Origin of the sequence: Streptomyces sp. 4F14 (assembly GCF_048159485.1) — a bacterium.
Taxonomy (GTDB): domain Bacteria; phylum Actinomycetota; class Actinomycetes; order Streptomycetales; family Streptomycetaceae; genus Streptomyces.
The window spans coordinates 232,395-248,654 of the sequence record NZ_JBLRVY010000002.1; the positions used below are offsets into that span (position 1 = coordinate 232,395).

Annotated in this window: 13 protein-coding genes; 12 read left to right on the plus strand and 1 reads right to left on the minus strand. The window is 70.2% G+C overall.

Annotated elements, in window-relative coordinates; translation table 11 throughout:
- The 12 genes from ACLZOT_RS03355 (at position 1) to ACLZOT_RS03410 (ending at position 12,655) form a co-directional block, all read left to right on the plus strand.
- Complete coding sequence (locus ACLZOT_RS03355) at positions 1-1,401, plus strand: UDP-N-acetylmuramoyl-tripeptide--D-alanyl-D-alanine ligase (protein WP_416967166.1); 1,401 nt, start codon at positions 1-3, stop codon at positions 1,399-1,401.
- Positions 1,398-2,471, plus strand: coding sequence for a phospho-N-acetylmuramoyl-pentapeptide-transferase (mraY, locus tag ACLZOT_RS03360; RefSeq protein WP_055718462.1), 1,074 nt, complete (start codon positions 1,398-1,400; stop codon positions 2,469-2,471). Before ACLZOT_RS03355 ends, mraY begins: the two co-directional genes overlap by 4 nt.
- Positions 2,453-3,862 (plus strand): UDP-N-acetylmuramoyl-L-alanine--D-glutamate ligase, encoded by a 1,410-nt coding sequence (murD, locus tag ACLZOT_RS03365; protein WP_416967167.1) that lies wholly within the window; start codon positions 2,453-2,455, stop codon positions 3,860-3,862. The genes mraY and murD overlap by 19 nt, the downstream gene beginning before the upstream one ends.
- A gap of 103 nt (positions 3,863-3,965) precedes the next feature.
- Positions 3,966-5,321 (plus strand): putative lipid II flippase FtsW, encoded by a 1,356-nt coding sequence (gene ftsW / locus ACLZOT_RS03370; protein ID WP_416967168.1) that lies wholly within the window; start codon positions 3,966-3,968, stop codon positions 5,319-5,321.
- A gap of 6 nt (positions 5,322-5,327) precedes the next feature.
- The gene (murG, locus tag ACLZOT_RS03375) at positions 5,328-6,416 is read left to right on the plus strand and encodes an undecaprenyldiphospho-muramoylpentapeptide beta-N-acetylglucosaminyltransferase (RefSeq protein ID WP_055718459.1); all 1,089 of its coding nucleotides are present in this window, start codon (positions 5,328-5,330) and stop codon (positions 6,414-6,416) included.
- 24 nt (positions 6,417-6,440) lie between these two features.
- On the plus strand, positions 6,441-7,241 hold the full coding sequence (locus ACLZOT_RS03380) for a cell division protein FtsQ/DivIB (RefSeq protein ID WP_416967169.1): 801 nt from the start codon (positions 6,441-6,443) through the stop codon (positions 7,239-7,241).
- A 279-nt stretch (positions 7,242-7,520) separates the two neighbouring features.
- Positions 7,521-8,714, plus strand: a complete 1,194-nt coding sequence (gene ftsZ / locus ACLZOT_RS03385; RefSeq protein ID WP_187750161.1) for a cell division protein FtsZ — start codon at positions 7,521-7,523, stop codon at positions 8,712-8,714.
- Positions 8,711-9,439 (plus strand): peptidoglycan editing factor PgeF, encoded by a 729-nt coding sequence (gene pgeF, locus ACLZOT_RS03390; RefSeq protein WP_416967170.1) that lies wholly within the window; start codon positions 8,711-8,713, stop codon positions 9,437-9,439. The genes ftsZ and pgeF overlap by 4 nt, the downstream gene beginning before the upstream one ends.
- A 6-nt stretch (positions 9,440-9,445) precedes the next feature.
- Positions 9,446-10,165, plus strand: a complete 720-nt coding sequence (locus ACLZOT_RS03395; protein ID WP_416967171.1) for a YggS family pyridoxal phosphate-dependent enzyme — start codon at positions 9,446-9,448, stop codon at positions 10,163-10,165.
- Positions 10,166-10,294: 129 nt separating this feature from the next.
- On the plus strand, positions 10,295-10,933 hold the full coding sequence (locus ACLZOT_RS03400; protein WP_416967172.1) for a cell division protein SepF: 639 nt from the start codon (positions 10,295-10,297) through the stop codon (positions 10,931-10,933).
- Positions 10,934-11,004: 71 nt separating this feature from the next.
- Positions 11,005-11,289, plus strand: a complete 285-nt coding sequence (locus ACLZOT_RS03405) for a YggT family protein (protein WP_010350399.1) — start codon at positions 11,005-11,007, stop codon at positions 11,287-11,289.
- Positions 11,290-11,341: 52 nt separating this feature from the next.
- The gene (locus tag ACLZOT_RS03410; protein WP_416967173.1) at positions 11,342-12,655 is read left to right on the plus strand and encodes a DivIVA domain-containing protein; all 1,314 of its coding nucleotides are present in this window, start codon (positions 11,342-11,344) and stop codon (positions 12,653-12,655) included.
- A 173-nt stretch (positions 12,656-12,828) separates the two neighbouring features.
- Here ACLZOT_RS03410 and ileS read toward each other — a convergent pair whose 3' ends face one another.
- Positions 12,829-15,966, minus strand: a complete 3,138-nt coding sequence (gene ileS / locus ACLZOT_RS03415) for an isoleucine--tRNA ligase (RefSeq protein ID WP_416967174.1) — start codon at positions 15,964-15,966, stop codon at positions 12,829-12,831.
- Positions 15,967-16,260 lie beyond the last annotated feature (294 nt).

Below are 16,260 nucleotides of genomic sequence, written 5' to 3' on the forward strand. Positions count from 1 at the left end.
GTGATCGCCCTCTCCCTCGCCGAGATCGCTGAAGTCGTCAGCGGGCAGATTCACGCCATACCGGATCCGTCCGCGCGCGTCACCGGACCCGTCGTCCGCGACTCCCGCGAGGCCGGACCCGGCAGCCTCTTCGTCGCCTTCGTCGGCGAACACGTCGACGGCCACGACTACGCGCGCCAGGTCGTCGACGCGGGCGCGGCCGCCGTCCTGGCGTCCCGCCCGGTGGACGCGCCCGCGATCGTCGTGGACGACGTCCAGACGGCGCTGGGCGCCCTCGCGCGGCACGTCGTACGGCAGTTGGGCGCGACCCTCGTCGCGCTGACCGGCTCGGCGGGCAAGACCAGCACCAAGGACCTCATCGCCCAGGTGCTCTCCAGCCACGCGCCGACCGTGTACACGCCGGGCTCGCTCAACAACGAGATCGGGCTGCCGCTGACCGCGCTGAGCGCCTCCCAGGACACGCGGTACCTCGTCCTGGAGATGGGCGCGCGAGGCATCGGTCACATCAGGTACCTCGCCGAGCTGACGCCCCCGAAGATCGGCCTCGTCCTCAACGTCGGCACCGCCCACATCGGCGAGTTCGGCGGCCGCGAGCAGATCGCGCAGGCCAAGGGCGAGCTGGTCGAGTCGCTGCCGGCGGACGGCGCCGCGATCCTCAACGCCGACGACCCCTTGGTCCGGGCCATGGCCTCCCGTACGGCGGCGAAGGTGGTCCTTTTCGGCGAGAGCGACGAAGCGGACGTACGCGCCGAGAACGTGCGACTCACGGACAGCGGACAGCCCTCCTTCAGGCTTCGCACACCCTCCGGTGCGAGTGACGTGACCATGCGCCTGTACGGTGAGCACCACGTGTCGAACGCGCTCGCCGCCGCCGCCGTCGCCCATGAGCTGGGCATGTCCGCAAGGGAGATCGCTGAGGCGCTCTCCGGGGCGGGCACCCTCTCCCGCTGGCGGATGGAGGTCACCGAGCGCCCGGACGGCGTGACGATCGTCAACGACGCCTACAACGCGAACCCCGAGTCCATGCGAGCGGCCCTGCGCGCGCTCGTGGCCATGGGCAAGGGGCGGCGGACCTGGGCGGTGCTCGGCAAGATGGCCGAGCTCGGGGACGAGGCGCTCGCCGAGCACGACGCGGTCGGACGGCTCGCCGTCCGGCTCAATGTCGGCAAGCTCGTCGCGGTCGGCGGCCGGGAGGCCGCCTGGCTGCAACTGGGCGCATACAACGAGGGTTCGTGGGGTGAGGAGTCGGTGCACGTGTCCGACGCACAGGCGGCTGTCGACCTGTTGCGCAGCGAGTTGCGCCCGGGGGACGTCGTACTCGTGAAGGCGTCCCGATCGGTCGGCCTGGAGAGTGTCGCCGAGGCGCTGCTCGCCGCTGAGGGCGAGGTTTCCGCCCGATGATGAAACAGGTCCTGTTCGCGGGAGTCATTGGTCTGTTCCTGTCGCTGGTCGGCACCCCGCTGCTGATCAAGCTGCTGGCGCGCAAGGGGTACGGCCAGTACATCCGCGACGACGGCCCGCGCGAGCACGCCAGCAAGCGCGGTACGCCGACCATGGGTGGTATCGCGTTCATCCTCGCGACGGTCGTCGCCTACTTCGGCGCGAAGATCATCGCGGGCAAGCCCCCGACGTACTCGGGTCTGCTCGTGCTCGGTCTGATGATCGGCATGGGTCTGGTCGGCTTCCTCGACGACTACATCAAGATCGTCAAGCGCCGCTCGCTCGGCCTGCGGGCCAAGGCGAAGATGGCCGGCCAGCTCATCGTCGGCATCGGATTCGCCGTGCTGTCGCTCCAGTTCGCGGACAACAGAGGCAATACACCCGCGTCCACGAAACTGTCGTTCATCACGGACTTCGGCTGGTCCATCGGACCCGTCCTGTTCGTGGTGTGGGCACTGTTCATGATCCTGGCCATGTCCAACGGCGTGAACCTGACGGACGGTCTGGACGGCCTCGCCACCGGCGCCTCGGTGCTGGTCTTCGGCGCGTACACGTTCATCGGCGTCTGGCAGTACCAGGAGTCCTGCGCCAACGGCGAGACGCTCACCAACCCCAACGCCTGCTTCGAGGTACGAGACCCCCTCGACCTCGCCGTGGTGTCGGCGGCGCTGATGGGGGCCTGCCTCGGCTTCCTGTGGTGGAACACCTCCCCGGCGAAGATCTTCATGGGCGACACCGGCTCGCTGGCCCTCGGCGGCGTGCTGACCGGCCTCGCGATCTGCTCCCGCACGGAGCTGCTCGTGGCCCTCATGGGCGGCCTGTTCGTCCTCATCACCATGTCGGTCGTCATCCAGGTCGGCTCGTTCCGCCTGACCGGCAAGCGCGTCTTCAGAATGGCGCCGCTCCAGCACCACTTCGAACTCAAGGGCTGGTCCGAGGTTCTGGTCGTGGTCCGCTTCTGGATCATCCAGGGCATCTGCGTGATCGTCGGACTCGGCCTCTTCTACGCGGGATGGGCAGCGGACAAGTGACCGACTGGCAGGGGAAGCACGTCACCGTCGCCGGACTCGGCGTCTCGGGAGTCCCGGCGGCCAAGGCGCTGCGCGCGCTCGGCGCGGAGGTCACCGTCGTCAACGACGGCGACGACGACCGCTCGCGCGCGCAGGCGGCCGAACTCCGTGAACTCGGCGTCACCGTCCGCCTCGGCGACGGCAGCACCCTGCCCGACGGCACCGACCTCGTCGTCACGGCGCCGGGCTGGCAGCCCGACAAGCCCCTGTTCACGGCGGCCCGCGCGGCCGGCGTCGACATCTGGGGCGACGTCGAACTCGCCTGGCGCCTGCGCGGCCCCGACGCCCCGCCCTGGCTGTGCGTCACCGGCACCAACGGCAAGACGACCACCACCCAGATGCTGGCGTCCATCCTCACCGCCGCAGGTCTTCGCACGGCCGCCGTCGGCAACATCGGCGTCTCCCTGCTGGACGCGGTGAACGGCGACTACGACGTCCTCGCCGTCGAACTCTCCAGCTACCAACTCCACTGGGCGCCCTCCCTGCGCGCCCACTCCGCCGCCGTCCTCAACCTCGCCCCGGACCACCTCGACTGGCACGGCTCCATGGAGGCGTACGCCGCCGACAAGGGCCGCGTGTACGAGGGCAACCGGGTCGCCTGCGTCTACAACGTCGCCGACAAGGCCACCGAGGACCTGGTGCGCGAGGCGGACGTCGAGGAGGGCTGCCGCGCGATCGGCTTCACCCTCGGGACGCCGGGCCCCTCCCAGCTCGGCGTCGTCGAGGGCATCCTCGTCGACCGCGCGTTCGTCGAGAACCGGCAGCAGAACGCGCAGGAACTCGCCGAGGTCACGGACGTCAACCCGCCGGCCCCGCACAACATCGCCAACGCCCTCGCCGCGGCGGCCCTCGCGCGCGCGTACGGCGTGCCCGCCAAGGCGGTCCGCGACGGGCTGCGCGCGTTCACGCCGGACGCCCACCGCATCGCCCACGTGGCCGACGTCGACGGCGTCTCCTACGTCGACGACTCCAAGGCGACCAACACGCACGCCGCGCAGGCGTCGTTGGCCGCGTACGAGTCGATCGTGTGGATCGCCGGGGGGCTCGCGAAGGGCGCCACCTTCGACGAGTTGGTGGCCGGCTCCGCCGAACGGCTGCGCGGTGTCGTCCTGTTCGGTGCGGACCGTGCGCTCATCCGGGACGCCCTCGCGCGACACGCCCCGCAGGTGCCGGTCGTGGACCTCGACCGGACCGACACTGGGGCGATGCTCCAGGCGGTGCGGGAGGCTCAGCGGCTCGCTGCCGCGGGCGACACCGTACTTTTGGCGCCGGCCTGCGCCTCGATGGACATGTTCACCAATTACAACCAGCGTGGGGACGCGTTCGCGGAGGCCGTTCGCGAGATCGGCTGATGGCGTTCTCCAGAGTGCATGGAGGGACGCATGGTGTTTGGCTGCGGGTTGTGGGGGGCTGGTCGCGCAGTTCCCCGCGCCCCTGAAAGACGGGGTGCTCGCCGTGGTTAGCAGCCGGACCAAGGGCGCTCCCGTGCAAAAGGCCATACGGCGGCCCAGCGTTCGTCCTCCTCGCAGTAAGCCGGACAACCCTCTCATCCGCCTCCACACCCGCGCCCGCAAAGCCTGGGACCGGCCTCTCACCGCCTACTACCTGATCCTGGGCGGAAGTCTGCTCATCACCGTCCTCGGGCTCGTGATGGTGTACTCCGCGTCGCAGATCACCGCGTTGCAGCAGTCCCTGCCCGGCACGTTCTTCTTCCGGAAGCAGTTCCTTGCCGCGTCCATCGGGGCGTTGCTGCTGGTGGCCGCCTCGCGGATGCCCGTCAAGCTGCACCGCGCGCTCGCGTATCCCATTCTCGCGGGGGCCGTGTTCATGATGGCGCTCGTGCAGGTGCCGGGGATAGGGATGGCCGTCAACGGGAACCAGAACTGGATCTCGCTCGGGGGCTCGTTCCAGATCCAGCCGAGCGAGTTCGGGAAGCTGGCGCTCGTGCTGTGGGGCGCCGACCTGCTCGCGAGGAAGCAGGACAAGAAGCTGCTCGCGCAGTGGAAGCACATGCTCGTCCCGCTCGTCCCAGTCGCGTTCATGCTGCTCGGACTCATCATGCTGGGCGGCGACATGGGCACGGCGATCATCCTGACGGCCGTCCTGTTCGGCCTGTTGTGGCTCGCGGGAGCGCCGACGCGGCTGTTCGTCGGGGTGTTGTCGATCGCCTCCCTGATCGGGCTGATCCTGATCAAGACGAGCCCCAACCGCATGGCCCGCCTCCAGTGCATCGGCGCGACGGACCCCAAGGCCGGACCGGTGGACTGCTGGCAGGCGGTGCACGGCATCTACGCCCTCGCGTCGGGCGGCATCTTCGGCTCGGGCCTCGGCGCGAGCGTGGAGAAATGGGGCCAACTCCCCGAAGCGCACACCGACTTCATCTTCGCCGTCACCGGTGAGGAACTGGGCCTCGCGGGGACGCTGTCGGTCCTCGCCCTCTTCGCGGCTCTAGGCTATGCGGGTATCCGCGTGGCCGGACGCACGGAGGACCCCTTCGTCAGGTATGCCGCGGGAGGCGTGACCACCTGGATCATGGCCCAGGCCGTGATCAACATCGGTGCGGTGCTCGGCCTGCTGCCGATCGCCGGTGTCCCCCTCCCGCTGTTCTCCTACGGGGGGTCGGCCCTGCTGCCGACCATGTTCGCCATCGGGCTGCTGATCGCGTTCGCGCGTGAGGACCCCGCTGCGCGGGCGGCGCTTGCGATGCGGCAGACCCGCTTTGGTAGAAAGCGGGGCGGGAGCCCTCGGGAACCCCGGAGATGGAACACGATGCGACGGCGTGCCCCGGCACGCACGTCCGGAGAGCGGTGAATTTCGGTGCATGTCGTACTCGCAGGCGGAGGGACCGCCGGCCACATCGAGCCCGCGCTCGCCCTCGCGGACGCGCTGCGCAGGCAGGACCCGACCGTGGGCATCACGGCCCTGGGGACGGAACGCGGCCTGGAGACCAAGCTCGTCCCCCAGCGGGGCTACGAACTCGCGCTGATCCCGGCCGTACCGCTGCCCCGCAAGCCCACCCCCGAGCTGATCACCGTCCCGGGCCGGCTGCGCGGCACCATCAAGGCGGCCGAGCAGGTCCTGGAGCGCACCAAGGCGGACTGCGTGGTCGGCTTCGGCGGGTACGTCGCCCTGCCCGGCTACCTCGCCGCCAAACGCCTCGGTGTGCCGATCGTCATCCACGAGGCCAACGCCCGCCCCGGCCTCGCCAACAAGATCGGCTCCCGGTACGCCGCCCAGGTCGCCGTCTCCACGCCCGACAGCAAGCTGCGGGACGCCCGCTACATCGGCATCCCGCTGCGCCGCTCCATCTCCACCCTGGACCGCGCCGCGGCCCGCCCCGAGGCCCGCCACCTGTTCGGTCTCGACCCGAACCTGCCGACGCTGCTCGTCTCCGGCGGCTCGCAGGGCGCCCGGCGGCTCAACGAGGTCGTCCAGCAGGTCGCGCCCTGGCTCCAGCAGGCCGGGATCCAGATCCTGCACGCGGTCGGCCCGAAGAACGAACTGCCGCATGTGCAGCAGATGCCGGGGATGCCCCCGTACATCCCGGTAAGTTACCTGGACCGGATGGACCTCGCGTACGCCGCGGCCGACATGATGCTCTGCCGCGCGGGCGCGATGACCGTCGCCGAACTCTCCGCCGTCGGACTCCCGGCCGCCTACGTCCCGTTGCCCATCGGCAACGGCGAACAGCGGCTGAACGCCCAGCCGGTGGTCAAGGCCGGTGGCGGACTCCTGGTCGACGACGCGGAACTGACCCCGGAATGGGTCCGGGAGAACGTCCTGCCCGTCCTCGCCGACCCGCACCGGCTGTACGAGATGTCGCGCGCGGCCAGCGAGTTCGGCCGCCGGGACGCGGACGACCTGCTCGTCCGCATGGTGTACGAGGCGATCGCCTCGCGCCGCTAGGCGTATCGAGAAAGGGCAGGCAGCGTGGCCGGAGGACCCTCAACCGTCGAGCGCGGTGCGGAACGTCGGCAGGGACCCCCCGGCCCGCCCCTCGTCCGCCGCCTGGGCCCGCGCAGGCTCCGCCTGATCATCGCCTCGACCGTCGCCGCCGTCCTGCTCGGGGCGGGCGGCGCCTGGGTGCTGTACGGCTCCCCGTGGCTGCGCGTCCGGGACGTCTCCGTCTCGGGGACGGACGTCCTGACGCCGGAGCAGGTCCGGGACGCGGCCCAAGTCCCGCTGGACACACCGCTGGTGTCGATCGACACCGACGAGATCGCGGCACGCCTGGAACGGGCGCTGCCGCGCATCGGCGAGGTGGACGTGTCCCGTTCGTGGCCGCACGGCGTCACGGTCGAGGTGACCGAGCGGACCCCGGTCCTGCTGATCCGGCACGGCTCCGGCTACACCGAGGTCGACGAGGAGGGCGTCCGGTTCGCGACGGTCCCTCAACCCCCGAAGGGCGCCCCCCTGTTGGAGCTCGCCCTCACGAACTCCGGTTCGACCGCCGCGAGTCTGCGCCGCTTCGGCGAGGACCGTCTCGTCCGCGAGGCCGTCCGCGCGGCCGGCGGTCTCCCGTCCGACGTGCTGAAAACCACAAAAACCGTCAAAGTGCGTTCGTACGACGATATTTCGCTGGACTTGACGGATGGTCGCACCGTCGCCTGGGGGAGTGCCGAGCAGGGCGCTGCGAAGGCCCGTACGCTCAGTGCTCTGATGAAAGCCGCGCCGGATGCCCGGCACTTCGACGTGAGCGTCCCCACCGCCCCTGCGTCAGCCGGGAGTTGACGCACATATGCGCAGGCCAGCACCCTGGTTGGGCAGCGACATGGCTGATCACATAGGGTGAAAAGAAAAACGGGAGGTTCGGCGTGTTCGTTGAACGGGCGCCACTTGTCGACTTAGTGTCCTGTTCAGAAGACTCCAAGGAACAGACACACTGGTAACCCTAAACTTCAGCGTTAGGGTTCGGGTCGGCGCTACGGACCGTCCCATTCGGCATCCGTCGTCGGGGACCGGGCAACCGGGCAACGACGACAACGTAATTCGAGGCGAGAGGCCTTCGACGTGGCAGCACCGCAGAACTACCTCGCAGTCATCAAGGTCATCGGTGTCGGCGGCGGTGGTGTCAATGCCATCAACCGGATGATCGAAGTCGGCCTCAAGGGCGTCGAGTTCATCGCCATCAACACCGACGCGCAGGCGCTGTTGATGAGCGACGCCGACGTCAAGCTCGACGTCGGCCGCGAACTCACCCGAGGACTCGGCGCCGGCGCCAACCCGGCCGTCGGCCGCAAGGCCGCCGAGGACCACCGCGAGGAGATCGAGGAGGTCCTCAAGGGGGCCGACATGGTCTTCGTGACGGCAGGCGAGGGCGGCGGCACCGGCACCGGCGGCGCACCCGTCGTCGCCAACATCGCGCGCTCCCTGGGCGCCCTCACCATCGGCGTGGTCACCCGCCCCTTCACCTTCGAGGGCCGCCGCCGCGCCAACCAGGCCGAGGACGGCATCGCGGAACTCCGCGAAGAGGTCGACACCCTCATCGTCATCCCCAACGACCGGCTGCTGTCCATCTCGGACCGCCAGGTCTCCGTCCTGGACGCCTTCAAGTCGGCCGACCAGGTCCTGCTCTCCGGTGTCCAGGGCATCACCGACCTCATCACCACCCCGGGTCTGATCAACCTCGACTTCGCCGACGTCAAGTCCGTGATGTCCGAGGCCGGTTCGGCGCTCATGGGGATCGGCTCGGCCCGCGGCGACGACCGCGCGGTGGCCGCCGCCGAGATGGCCATCTCCTCGCCGCTCCTCGAAGCCTCCATCGACGGCGCCCGCGGCGTCCTGCTCTCCATCTCCGGCGGCTCCGACCTCGGCCTGTTCGAGATCAACGAGGCCGCCCAGCTGGTCTCCGAGGCCGCCCACCCCGAGGCGAACATCATCTTCGGCGCCGTCATCGACGACGCCCTCGGCGACGAGGTCCGGGTCACGGTCATCGCGGCCGGCTTCGACGGCGGCCAGCCTCCGGCCCGCCGCGACAACGTGATCGGCTCGGCCTCCACCCGCCGCGAGGAGCCCGCTCCGGTCAGCCGCCCCGAGTCCCGCCCGTCCTTCGGCTCGCTCGGCAGCGTGACCCCGAAGGAGGACCCGGAGCCCGCTCCGGAACCGGTCGCCGACCTGCCCCCGCTGAGCCCGCCGGTCCCGCCGTCGCGGACCTACTCGGACAGCGCCGCCGAGGAACTGGACGTACCGGACTTCCTGAAGTGATAGGACAGCGCGAGAGCGTGCGCGGCGCGCACTTCGCCTTCACCGACCGGTGGGGCGGGGTGAGCGCCGCTCCGTATGAGGAGCTCAACCTCGGCGGCGCGGTCGGCGACGACCCCGCCGCCGTACGGACCAACCGTGAACTGGCCGCCAAGTCCCTCGGGCTGGACCCGGCGGAGGTGGTCTGGATGAACCAGGTGCACGGCGCGGACGTCGCCGAGGTCACCGGCGCCTGGGGTGCGCAGCCGGTGCCGGAGGTCGACGCCGTCGTCACCGTCCGCCGCGGCCTCCCCCTCGCCGTCCTCACCGCCGACTGCGTGCCCGTCCTGCTGGCCGACCCGGTCGCCGGTGTCGCCGCCGCCGCTCACGCGGGCCGCCCCGGCATGGTCGAGGGCGTCGTCGCCTCCGCCGTACGCGCCATGGCCGGACTCGGTGCCGAGCCCGCCCGGATCGTCGCCCGTACCGGGCCCTCGGTCTGTGGCCGGTGCTACGAGGTGCCGGAGCAGATGCGTGCCGAGGTCGCCGCGCTCGAACCGGCGGCGTATGCCGAGACCAGCTGGGGCACTCCCGCCGTCGACGTCGCCGCCGGGGTGCACGCGCAGTTGGAGCGGCTCGGGGTGCGCGACCGGGCGCAGTCGCCGGTGTGCACGCTGGAGTCGCACGACCACTTCTCGTACCGCCGCGACGGCGCCACAGGGCGACTCGCGGGATATGTCTGGCTGGACTGATGGGGCATGACGGACCGTAAGGACGAACTCGCCGGGAACCTGGCGAAGGTGGAGGAGCGCATCGCGCGCGCGTGCGCGGACGCCGGGCGGGCCCGGTCGGAGGTGACGCTGATCGTCGTCACCAAGACCTACCCGGCGAGCGATGTGCGGATGCTGTCGGAACTCGGTGTGCGCCATGTCGCCGAGAACAAGGACCAGGACGCGGCGCCCAAGGCCGCCGAGTGCGCCGATCTCCCGCTGACCTGGCACTTCGTCGGGCAGTTGCAGACCAACAAGGCGCGTTCCGTGGTGGGTTACGCGGACTTCGTGCAGTCTGTGGACCGGGACCGGCTGGTCACCTCGCTGTCGAAGGAGGCCGAGAAGGCCGGGCGCGAGATCGGGTGCCTGATCCAGGTCGCGCTGGACGCCGGAGTGAGTGGCCGGGGTGAGCGCGGGGGCGTCGGGCCGGGCGGGATCGAGGAGTTGGCCGGACTCGTCGCGGCCTCGCCGGGGGTGCGGCTGGACGGGCTGATGACCGTCGCTCCGCTGACCGGTGAGTACGCCGGTCGTGAACGGGCAGCGTTTCAGCGGTTGATGGATTTGTCGACCGACCTGCGCCGAAGTCATCCGGCTGCCACCATGGTGTCAGCGGGGATGAGTGCGGACCTTGAGCAGGCCGTGGCGGCCGGGGCGACACATGTGCGCGTCGGCAGTGCGGTACTCGGAGTCCGTCCTCGGCTCGGGTAACGTCGCCAGGAAGTCGGACCACAGTAGAAAATATGGTCATTACCCGCCAGGAGGCGGACACAAGGGCCACGTGGATCGCGGGACTTGGCAGTCGTCAACCGATCCACCACAGAGCGGAGGACTCAGAGCATGGCCGGCGCGATGCGCAAGATGGCGGTCTACCTCGGCCTCGTGGAGGACGATGGGTACGACGGCCGGGGCTTCGACCCCGATGACGACTTCGAACCCGAGCTGGACGAACCCGAGCGCGACCACCGGCGGCACGAGCCGTCGCACCAGTCGCACAACGCACACCAGTCCCAAAGGGACGAAGAGGTGCGAATCGTCCAACCCCCCGCCCCTCGTGAGCCGGTGGTCCGCGCGGCGGCTCCGGCCGCGGAATCCGGACGCCCCGCACGCATCGCGCCCGTGGCGTCCATCACACAAGAACGTCAGTCCCTGGAGAAGAACGCACCGGTGATCATGCCCAAGGTCGTGTCCGAGCGAGAGCCTTACCGGATCACCACGCTTCACCCGCGGACCTACAACGAGGCCCGTACCATCGGGGAACACTTCCGTGAGGGCACCCCGGTGATCATGAATCTCACTGAGATGGATGACACAGATGCGAAGCGACTTGTCGACTTTGCCGCCGGTCTGGTGTTCGGTCTTCATGGCAGCATCGAGCGGGTGACGCAGAAAGTGTTCCTGTTGTCTCCTGCTAACGTCGATGTCACGGCGGAGGACAAGGCCCGCATCGCAGAGGGCGGGTTCTTCAACCAGAGCTGAGACGCACCACCGGATCCACACGGCAAGACAAGACAGAGCACGCGTAAGCAGGGGAGAGGGAAGCACCGAACATGGGCGTGGTCCTGAACATCATCTACATCGCGCTGATGGTCTTCCTCATCGTGCTCATCTTCCGGTTGGTCATGGACTACGTCTTCCAGTTCGCCCGCTCGTGGCAACCCGGCAAGGCGATGGTGGTCGTTCTGGAGGCCACCTACACTGTCACCGATCCACCGCTCAAGCTTCTTCGGCGGTTCATCCCGCCGTTGCGTCTCGGGGGCGTGGCGCTCGACCTGTCCTTCTTCGTACTGATGATCATCGTCTACGTCCTGATCTCGATCGTGATCCGGCTGTGAACGATGTGACCTACCGTCTTGCCGATGCCGAAGACAACGTTGAGGTGAAGAGATGCCGTTGACCCCCGAGGACGTGCGGAACAAGCAGTTCACGACCGTCCGCCTCCGAGAAGGCTATGACGAGGACGAGGTCGATGCCTTCCTCGACGAGGTCGAAGCCGAACTGACCCGCCTGCTCCGCGAGAACGAGGATCTGCGCGCCAAACTGGCCGCGGCCACCCGCGCCGCCGCGCAGAACCAGCAGAACATGCGCAAGGCCCCGGAGCCGCAGGACCAGCAGCAGGGCATGCCCCCGCAGCAGCAGGGAATGCCGCCCCAGCAGGGCATGCCGCAGCAGGGGATGCCCCAGCAGCAGGGCATGCAGCCCGGCATGCAGCAGCCCGGGATGCCGCAGCAGGGCATGCCCCCGCAGGGGATGCCGCAGCAGGGCATGCGAGGACCCGGCGCCCCGGTCCCCGCAGGGATATCGGGCCCGCCGCAGCAGCAGATGGGCGGCCCCATGGGCGGCCCGCCCCAGCTGCCGAGCGGTGCCCCGCAGCTTCCGGCCGGTCCCAGCGGCCAGGGCCCCCAGGGTCCCGGTCCGATGGGCCAGGGTCCGATGGGTGGCCCCATGGGCGGCCCGATGGGTGGTCAGCCGCCCATGCAGCAGCAGATGGGCGGCCCGATGGGTGGCCCCATGGGCGGTCCGATGGGCGGCCCCGGTCAGGGCCCCGGCGGCGACAGCGCCGCCCGCGTCCTCTCGCTGGCCCAGCAGACCGCCGACCAGGCGATCGCCGAGGCCCGCTCCGAAGCCAACAAGATCGTCGGCGAGGCCCGTTCGCGCGCCGAGGGCCTGGAGCGCGACGCCCGCGCCAAGGCCGACGCCCTGGAGCGGGACGCCCAGGAGAAGCACCGCGTCGCCATGGGCTCCCTGGAGTCCGCCCGCGCCACGCTGGAGCGCAAGGTCGAGGACCTGCGCGGCTTCGAGCGCGAGTACCGCACCCGCCTGAAGTCCTACCTGGAGTCGCAGCTGCGCCAGTTGGAGACCCAGGCCGACGACTCCCTCGCCCCGCCGCGGACCCCCGCGACGGCCTCCCTGCCGCCGTCCCCGTCGCCCTCCATGGCCCCGGCCGGCGCGGGCGCCCCGTCCTACGGCGCGGGTGGCTCCGGCATGGGCATGGGTGGCCCCTCCGGCATGGGCGGCCCGATGGGCGCTCCCGGCGGCATGGGCGCACCGAGCCCCGCCGCCCCGTCCTACGGCGGCCAGCAGCAGATGTCCCCGGCGATGACCCAGCCGATGGCTCCCGTCCGTCCGCAGGGTCCCTCCCCGATGGGCCAGGCTCCCTCGCCGATGCGTGGCTTCCTCATCGACGAGGACGACAACTGACGGCCTCTGAAGGCCCCTACGGCACGTAGTACGCCGTAGACGCAGGCAGCGTTCAGGGCGCGGCCCCGGATTCGTCCGGGGCCGCGCCCTTTTTACGCGAGTTGCGGGGGAGTTGACGACAAAGGCCCGGCTCCCCCCGTCGCAGGGGGAGCCGGGCCTCGGTCGTACAGGAGTTACGCCTTGCGCAGACGGAACGTCAGGCCGAGGCCCTCGTCCGTGAACGGCTCGCCGTACGTGTCGTCGGCGGGGCCGGTTGCGAAGTCCGTCGCCAGGACCTCGTCGGCGATGAGGGTGCCGTGGCCGGTGAGGGCGTCGGTGACCGCCGGGTCGGCCGACTCCCAGCGCAGGGCGATGCGGTCGGCGACGTCGAGGCCGCTGTTCTTGCGGGCCTCCTGGATCAGGCGGATCGCGTCCCGGGCCAGGCCCGCGCGGCGCAGCTCCTCGGTGATCTCCAGGTCGAGGGCGACGGTCGCGCCCGCGTCGGAGGCCACCGACCAGCCCTCGCGGGGCGTCTCGGTGACGATGACCTCGTCCGGGGAGAGGGCGATCGTCTCGCCGTCGACCTCCACCGAGGCCGTGCCCTCGCGCAGGGCCAGCGACAGGGCCGCCGCGTCCGCGTTCGCGACCGCCTTCGCGACGTCCTGGACACGCTTGCCGAACCGCTTGCCGAGCGCCCGGAAGTTGGCCTTGGCCGTCGTGTCGACCAGGCTGCCGCCCACCTCCGAGAGGGACGCCAGCGACTCGACGTTCAGCTCCTCCGTGATCTGCGCGTGCAGTTCGCGGTCCAGGGCGTCGAAGCCCGTCGCCGCGATCAGCGCGCGCGACAGCGGCTGACGGGTCTTCACCCCGGACTCGGCGCGGGTCGCGCGGCCCAGCTCCACGAGCCGGCGGACCAGGGCCATCTGCCTCGACAGCTCCGGGTCGACCGCCTTCTCGTCCGCCTCCGGCCACGACGACAGGTGCACGGACTCCGGGGCGCCCGGGGTGACCGGGACGACCAGGTCCTGCCAGACCCGCTCGGTGATGAACGGGGTCAGCGGCGCCATCAGCTTCGTGACCGTCTCGACGACCTCGTGCAGCGTGCGCAGCGCCGCCTTGTCGCCCTGCCAGAAACGGCGCCGGGAGCGGCGTACGTACCAGTTCGACAGGTCGTCGACGAACGCGGACAGGAGTTTGCCGGCGCGCTGGGTGTCGTAGGAGTCCAGGGACTGGGTCACCTGGGCGGTGAGGGTGTGGAGTTCGGACAGGAGCCAGCGGTCCAGGACCGGGCGGTCCGCGGGGGACGGGTCGGCCTCGGAGGGGGACCAGTTCGAGGTGCGGGCGTACAGGGCCTGGAAGGCGACCGTGTTCCAGTACGTCAGGAGGGTCTTGCGGACGACCTCCTGGATCGTGCCGTGGCCCACCCGGCGCGCGGCCCAGGGGGAGCCGCCGGCGGCCATGAACCAGCGGACCGCGTCGGCGCCGTGGCGGTCCATCAGCGGGATCGGGTCGAGGGTGTTGCCCAGGTGCTTGGACATCTTGCGGCCGTCCTCGGCCAGGATGTGGCCGAGGCAGACGACGTTCTCGTAACTCGACTTGTCGAAGACCAGGGTGCCGATCGCCATCAGCGTGTAGAACCAGCCGCGGGTCTGGTCGATCGCCTCGGAGATGAACTGCGCCGGGTAGCGGGACTCGAAGAGGTCCTTGTTCTTGTGCGGGTAGCCCCACTGCGCGAACGGCATCGAACCCGAGTCGTACCAGGCGTCGATGACCTCCGGCACGCGCGTCGCCGTCTTCTCGCACCGCGGGCACGCGAAGGTGACGGCGTCGATGAACGGGCGGTGCGGGTCCAGGGACGACTGGTCGGTGCCCGTCAGTCCGCTCAGCTCCGCGCGGGAGCCGACGACCGTGAGGTGGTCGTCCTCGCAGCGCCAGATCGGCAGCGGGGTGCCCCAGTAGCGGTTGCGGGACAGGGCCCAGTCGATGTTGTTGGTGAGCCAGTCGCCGTAGCGGCCGTGCTTGACCGTCTCCGGGAACCAGTTCGTCTTCTCGTTCTCCTGGACGAGCCGGTCCTTGACCTCCGTCGTGCGGATGTACCAGGAGGGCTGCGCGTAGTAGAGGAGCGCGGTGTGACAGCGCCAGCAATGCGGGTAGCTGTGCTCGTACGGGATGTGCTTGAAGAGGAGGCCGCGCTGCTCCAGGTCCTCGGTGAGGCGTTCGTCCGCCTTCTTGAAGAAGACCCCGCCGACCAGGGGCACGTCCTGTTCGAACGTGCCGTCCGGGCGGACCGGGTTCACGACCGGCAGGCCGTAGGCGCGGCAGACCTTGAGGTCGTCCTCGCCGAACGCGGGGGACTGGTGGACGAGGCCGGTGCCGTCCTCGGTGGTGACGTACTCCGCGTTGACGACGAAATGCGCCGGTTCCGGGAACTCCACCAGGTCGAACGGACGTTGATAGGTCCAGCGCTCCATCTCGGCGCCGGTGAAGGTCTGGCCCGTGGTCTCCCAGCCCTCGCCGAGCGCCTTGGCGACGAGCGGTTCGGCGACGACCAGCTTCTCCGTGCCGTCCGTCACGACCGCGTAGGTCACCTCGGGGTGCGCGGCCACGGCCGTGTTGGAGACCAGTGTCCAGGGGGTCGTCGTCCACACCAGGAGGGCGGCCTCGCCGGCCAGCGGACCGGAGGTGAGGGGGAAACGGACGTACACGGACGGGTCGACGACCGTCTCGTAGCCCTGGGCCAGCTCGTGGTCCGAGAGGCCGGTGCCGCAGCGGGGGCACCAGGGGGCGACGCGGTGGTCCTGGACCAGGAGGCCCTTGGCGAAGATCTCCTTCAGCGACCACCAGACGGACTCGATGTACTCCGGGTCCATCGTGACGTACGCGTCGTCGAGGTCGACCCAGTAGCCCATGCGGGTCGTCAGCGCGGAGAACGCGTCCGTGTGGCGCAGCACCGACTCCCGGCACTTCGCGTTGAACTCCGCGATGCCGTAGCGCTCGATGTCCTGCTTGCCGGAGAAGCCGAGCTCCTTCTCGACGGCCAGCTCGACCGGCAGGCCGTGGCAGTCCCAGCCGGCCTTGCGGCCGACGTGGTAGCCGCGCATCGTGCGGAACCGGGGGAAGACGTCCTTGAAGACGCGGGCCTCGATGTGGTGGGCGCCGGGCATGCCGTTGGCGGTGGGCGGGCCCTCGTAGAACACCCACTCCGGGCGGCCCTCGGACTGCTCCAGCGTCCTGGCGAAGATCCTGCGCTCGCGCCAGAAGTCGAGCACTGCGTGCTCCAGCGCGGGCAGGTCGACCTGGGCGGGGACCTGGCGGTACGTCGGCTCTGTCATCTGCGAGCTTCCTCCAACGGACTTGCTGCCTTCCGTCGGAGGGACGAGAGCCGTTTCGCTCCCGCGGTACCACCCTCCTTGGCCCACCGGTCTTCCGGGGAGCCCCCTCATTGGGTTCGCGAAACCGGGTCTACTCGCCTGCTGGCTTTCTTCCGGCGGCTCCGGGGTGATCTTCACGTCGCGCTCGCCCCCGGGCTCCCACCGTCCCCGGGTCGCTCTGGGCCGCGTACGCCGCTACTCGTCCCCATCCACGCTTTCTCGCTCCGCTCAGTGTACGGGGCGTCCGGTGGGGCG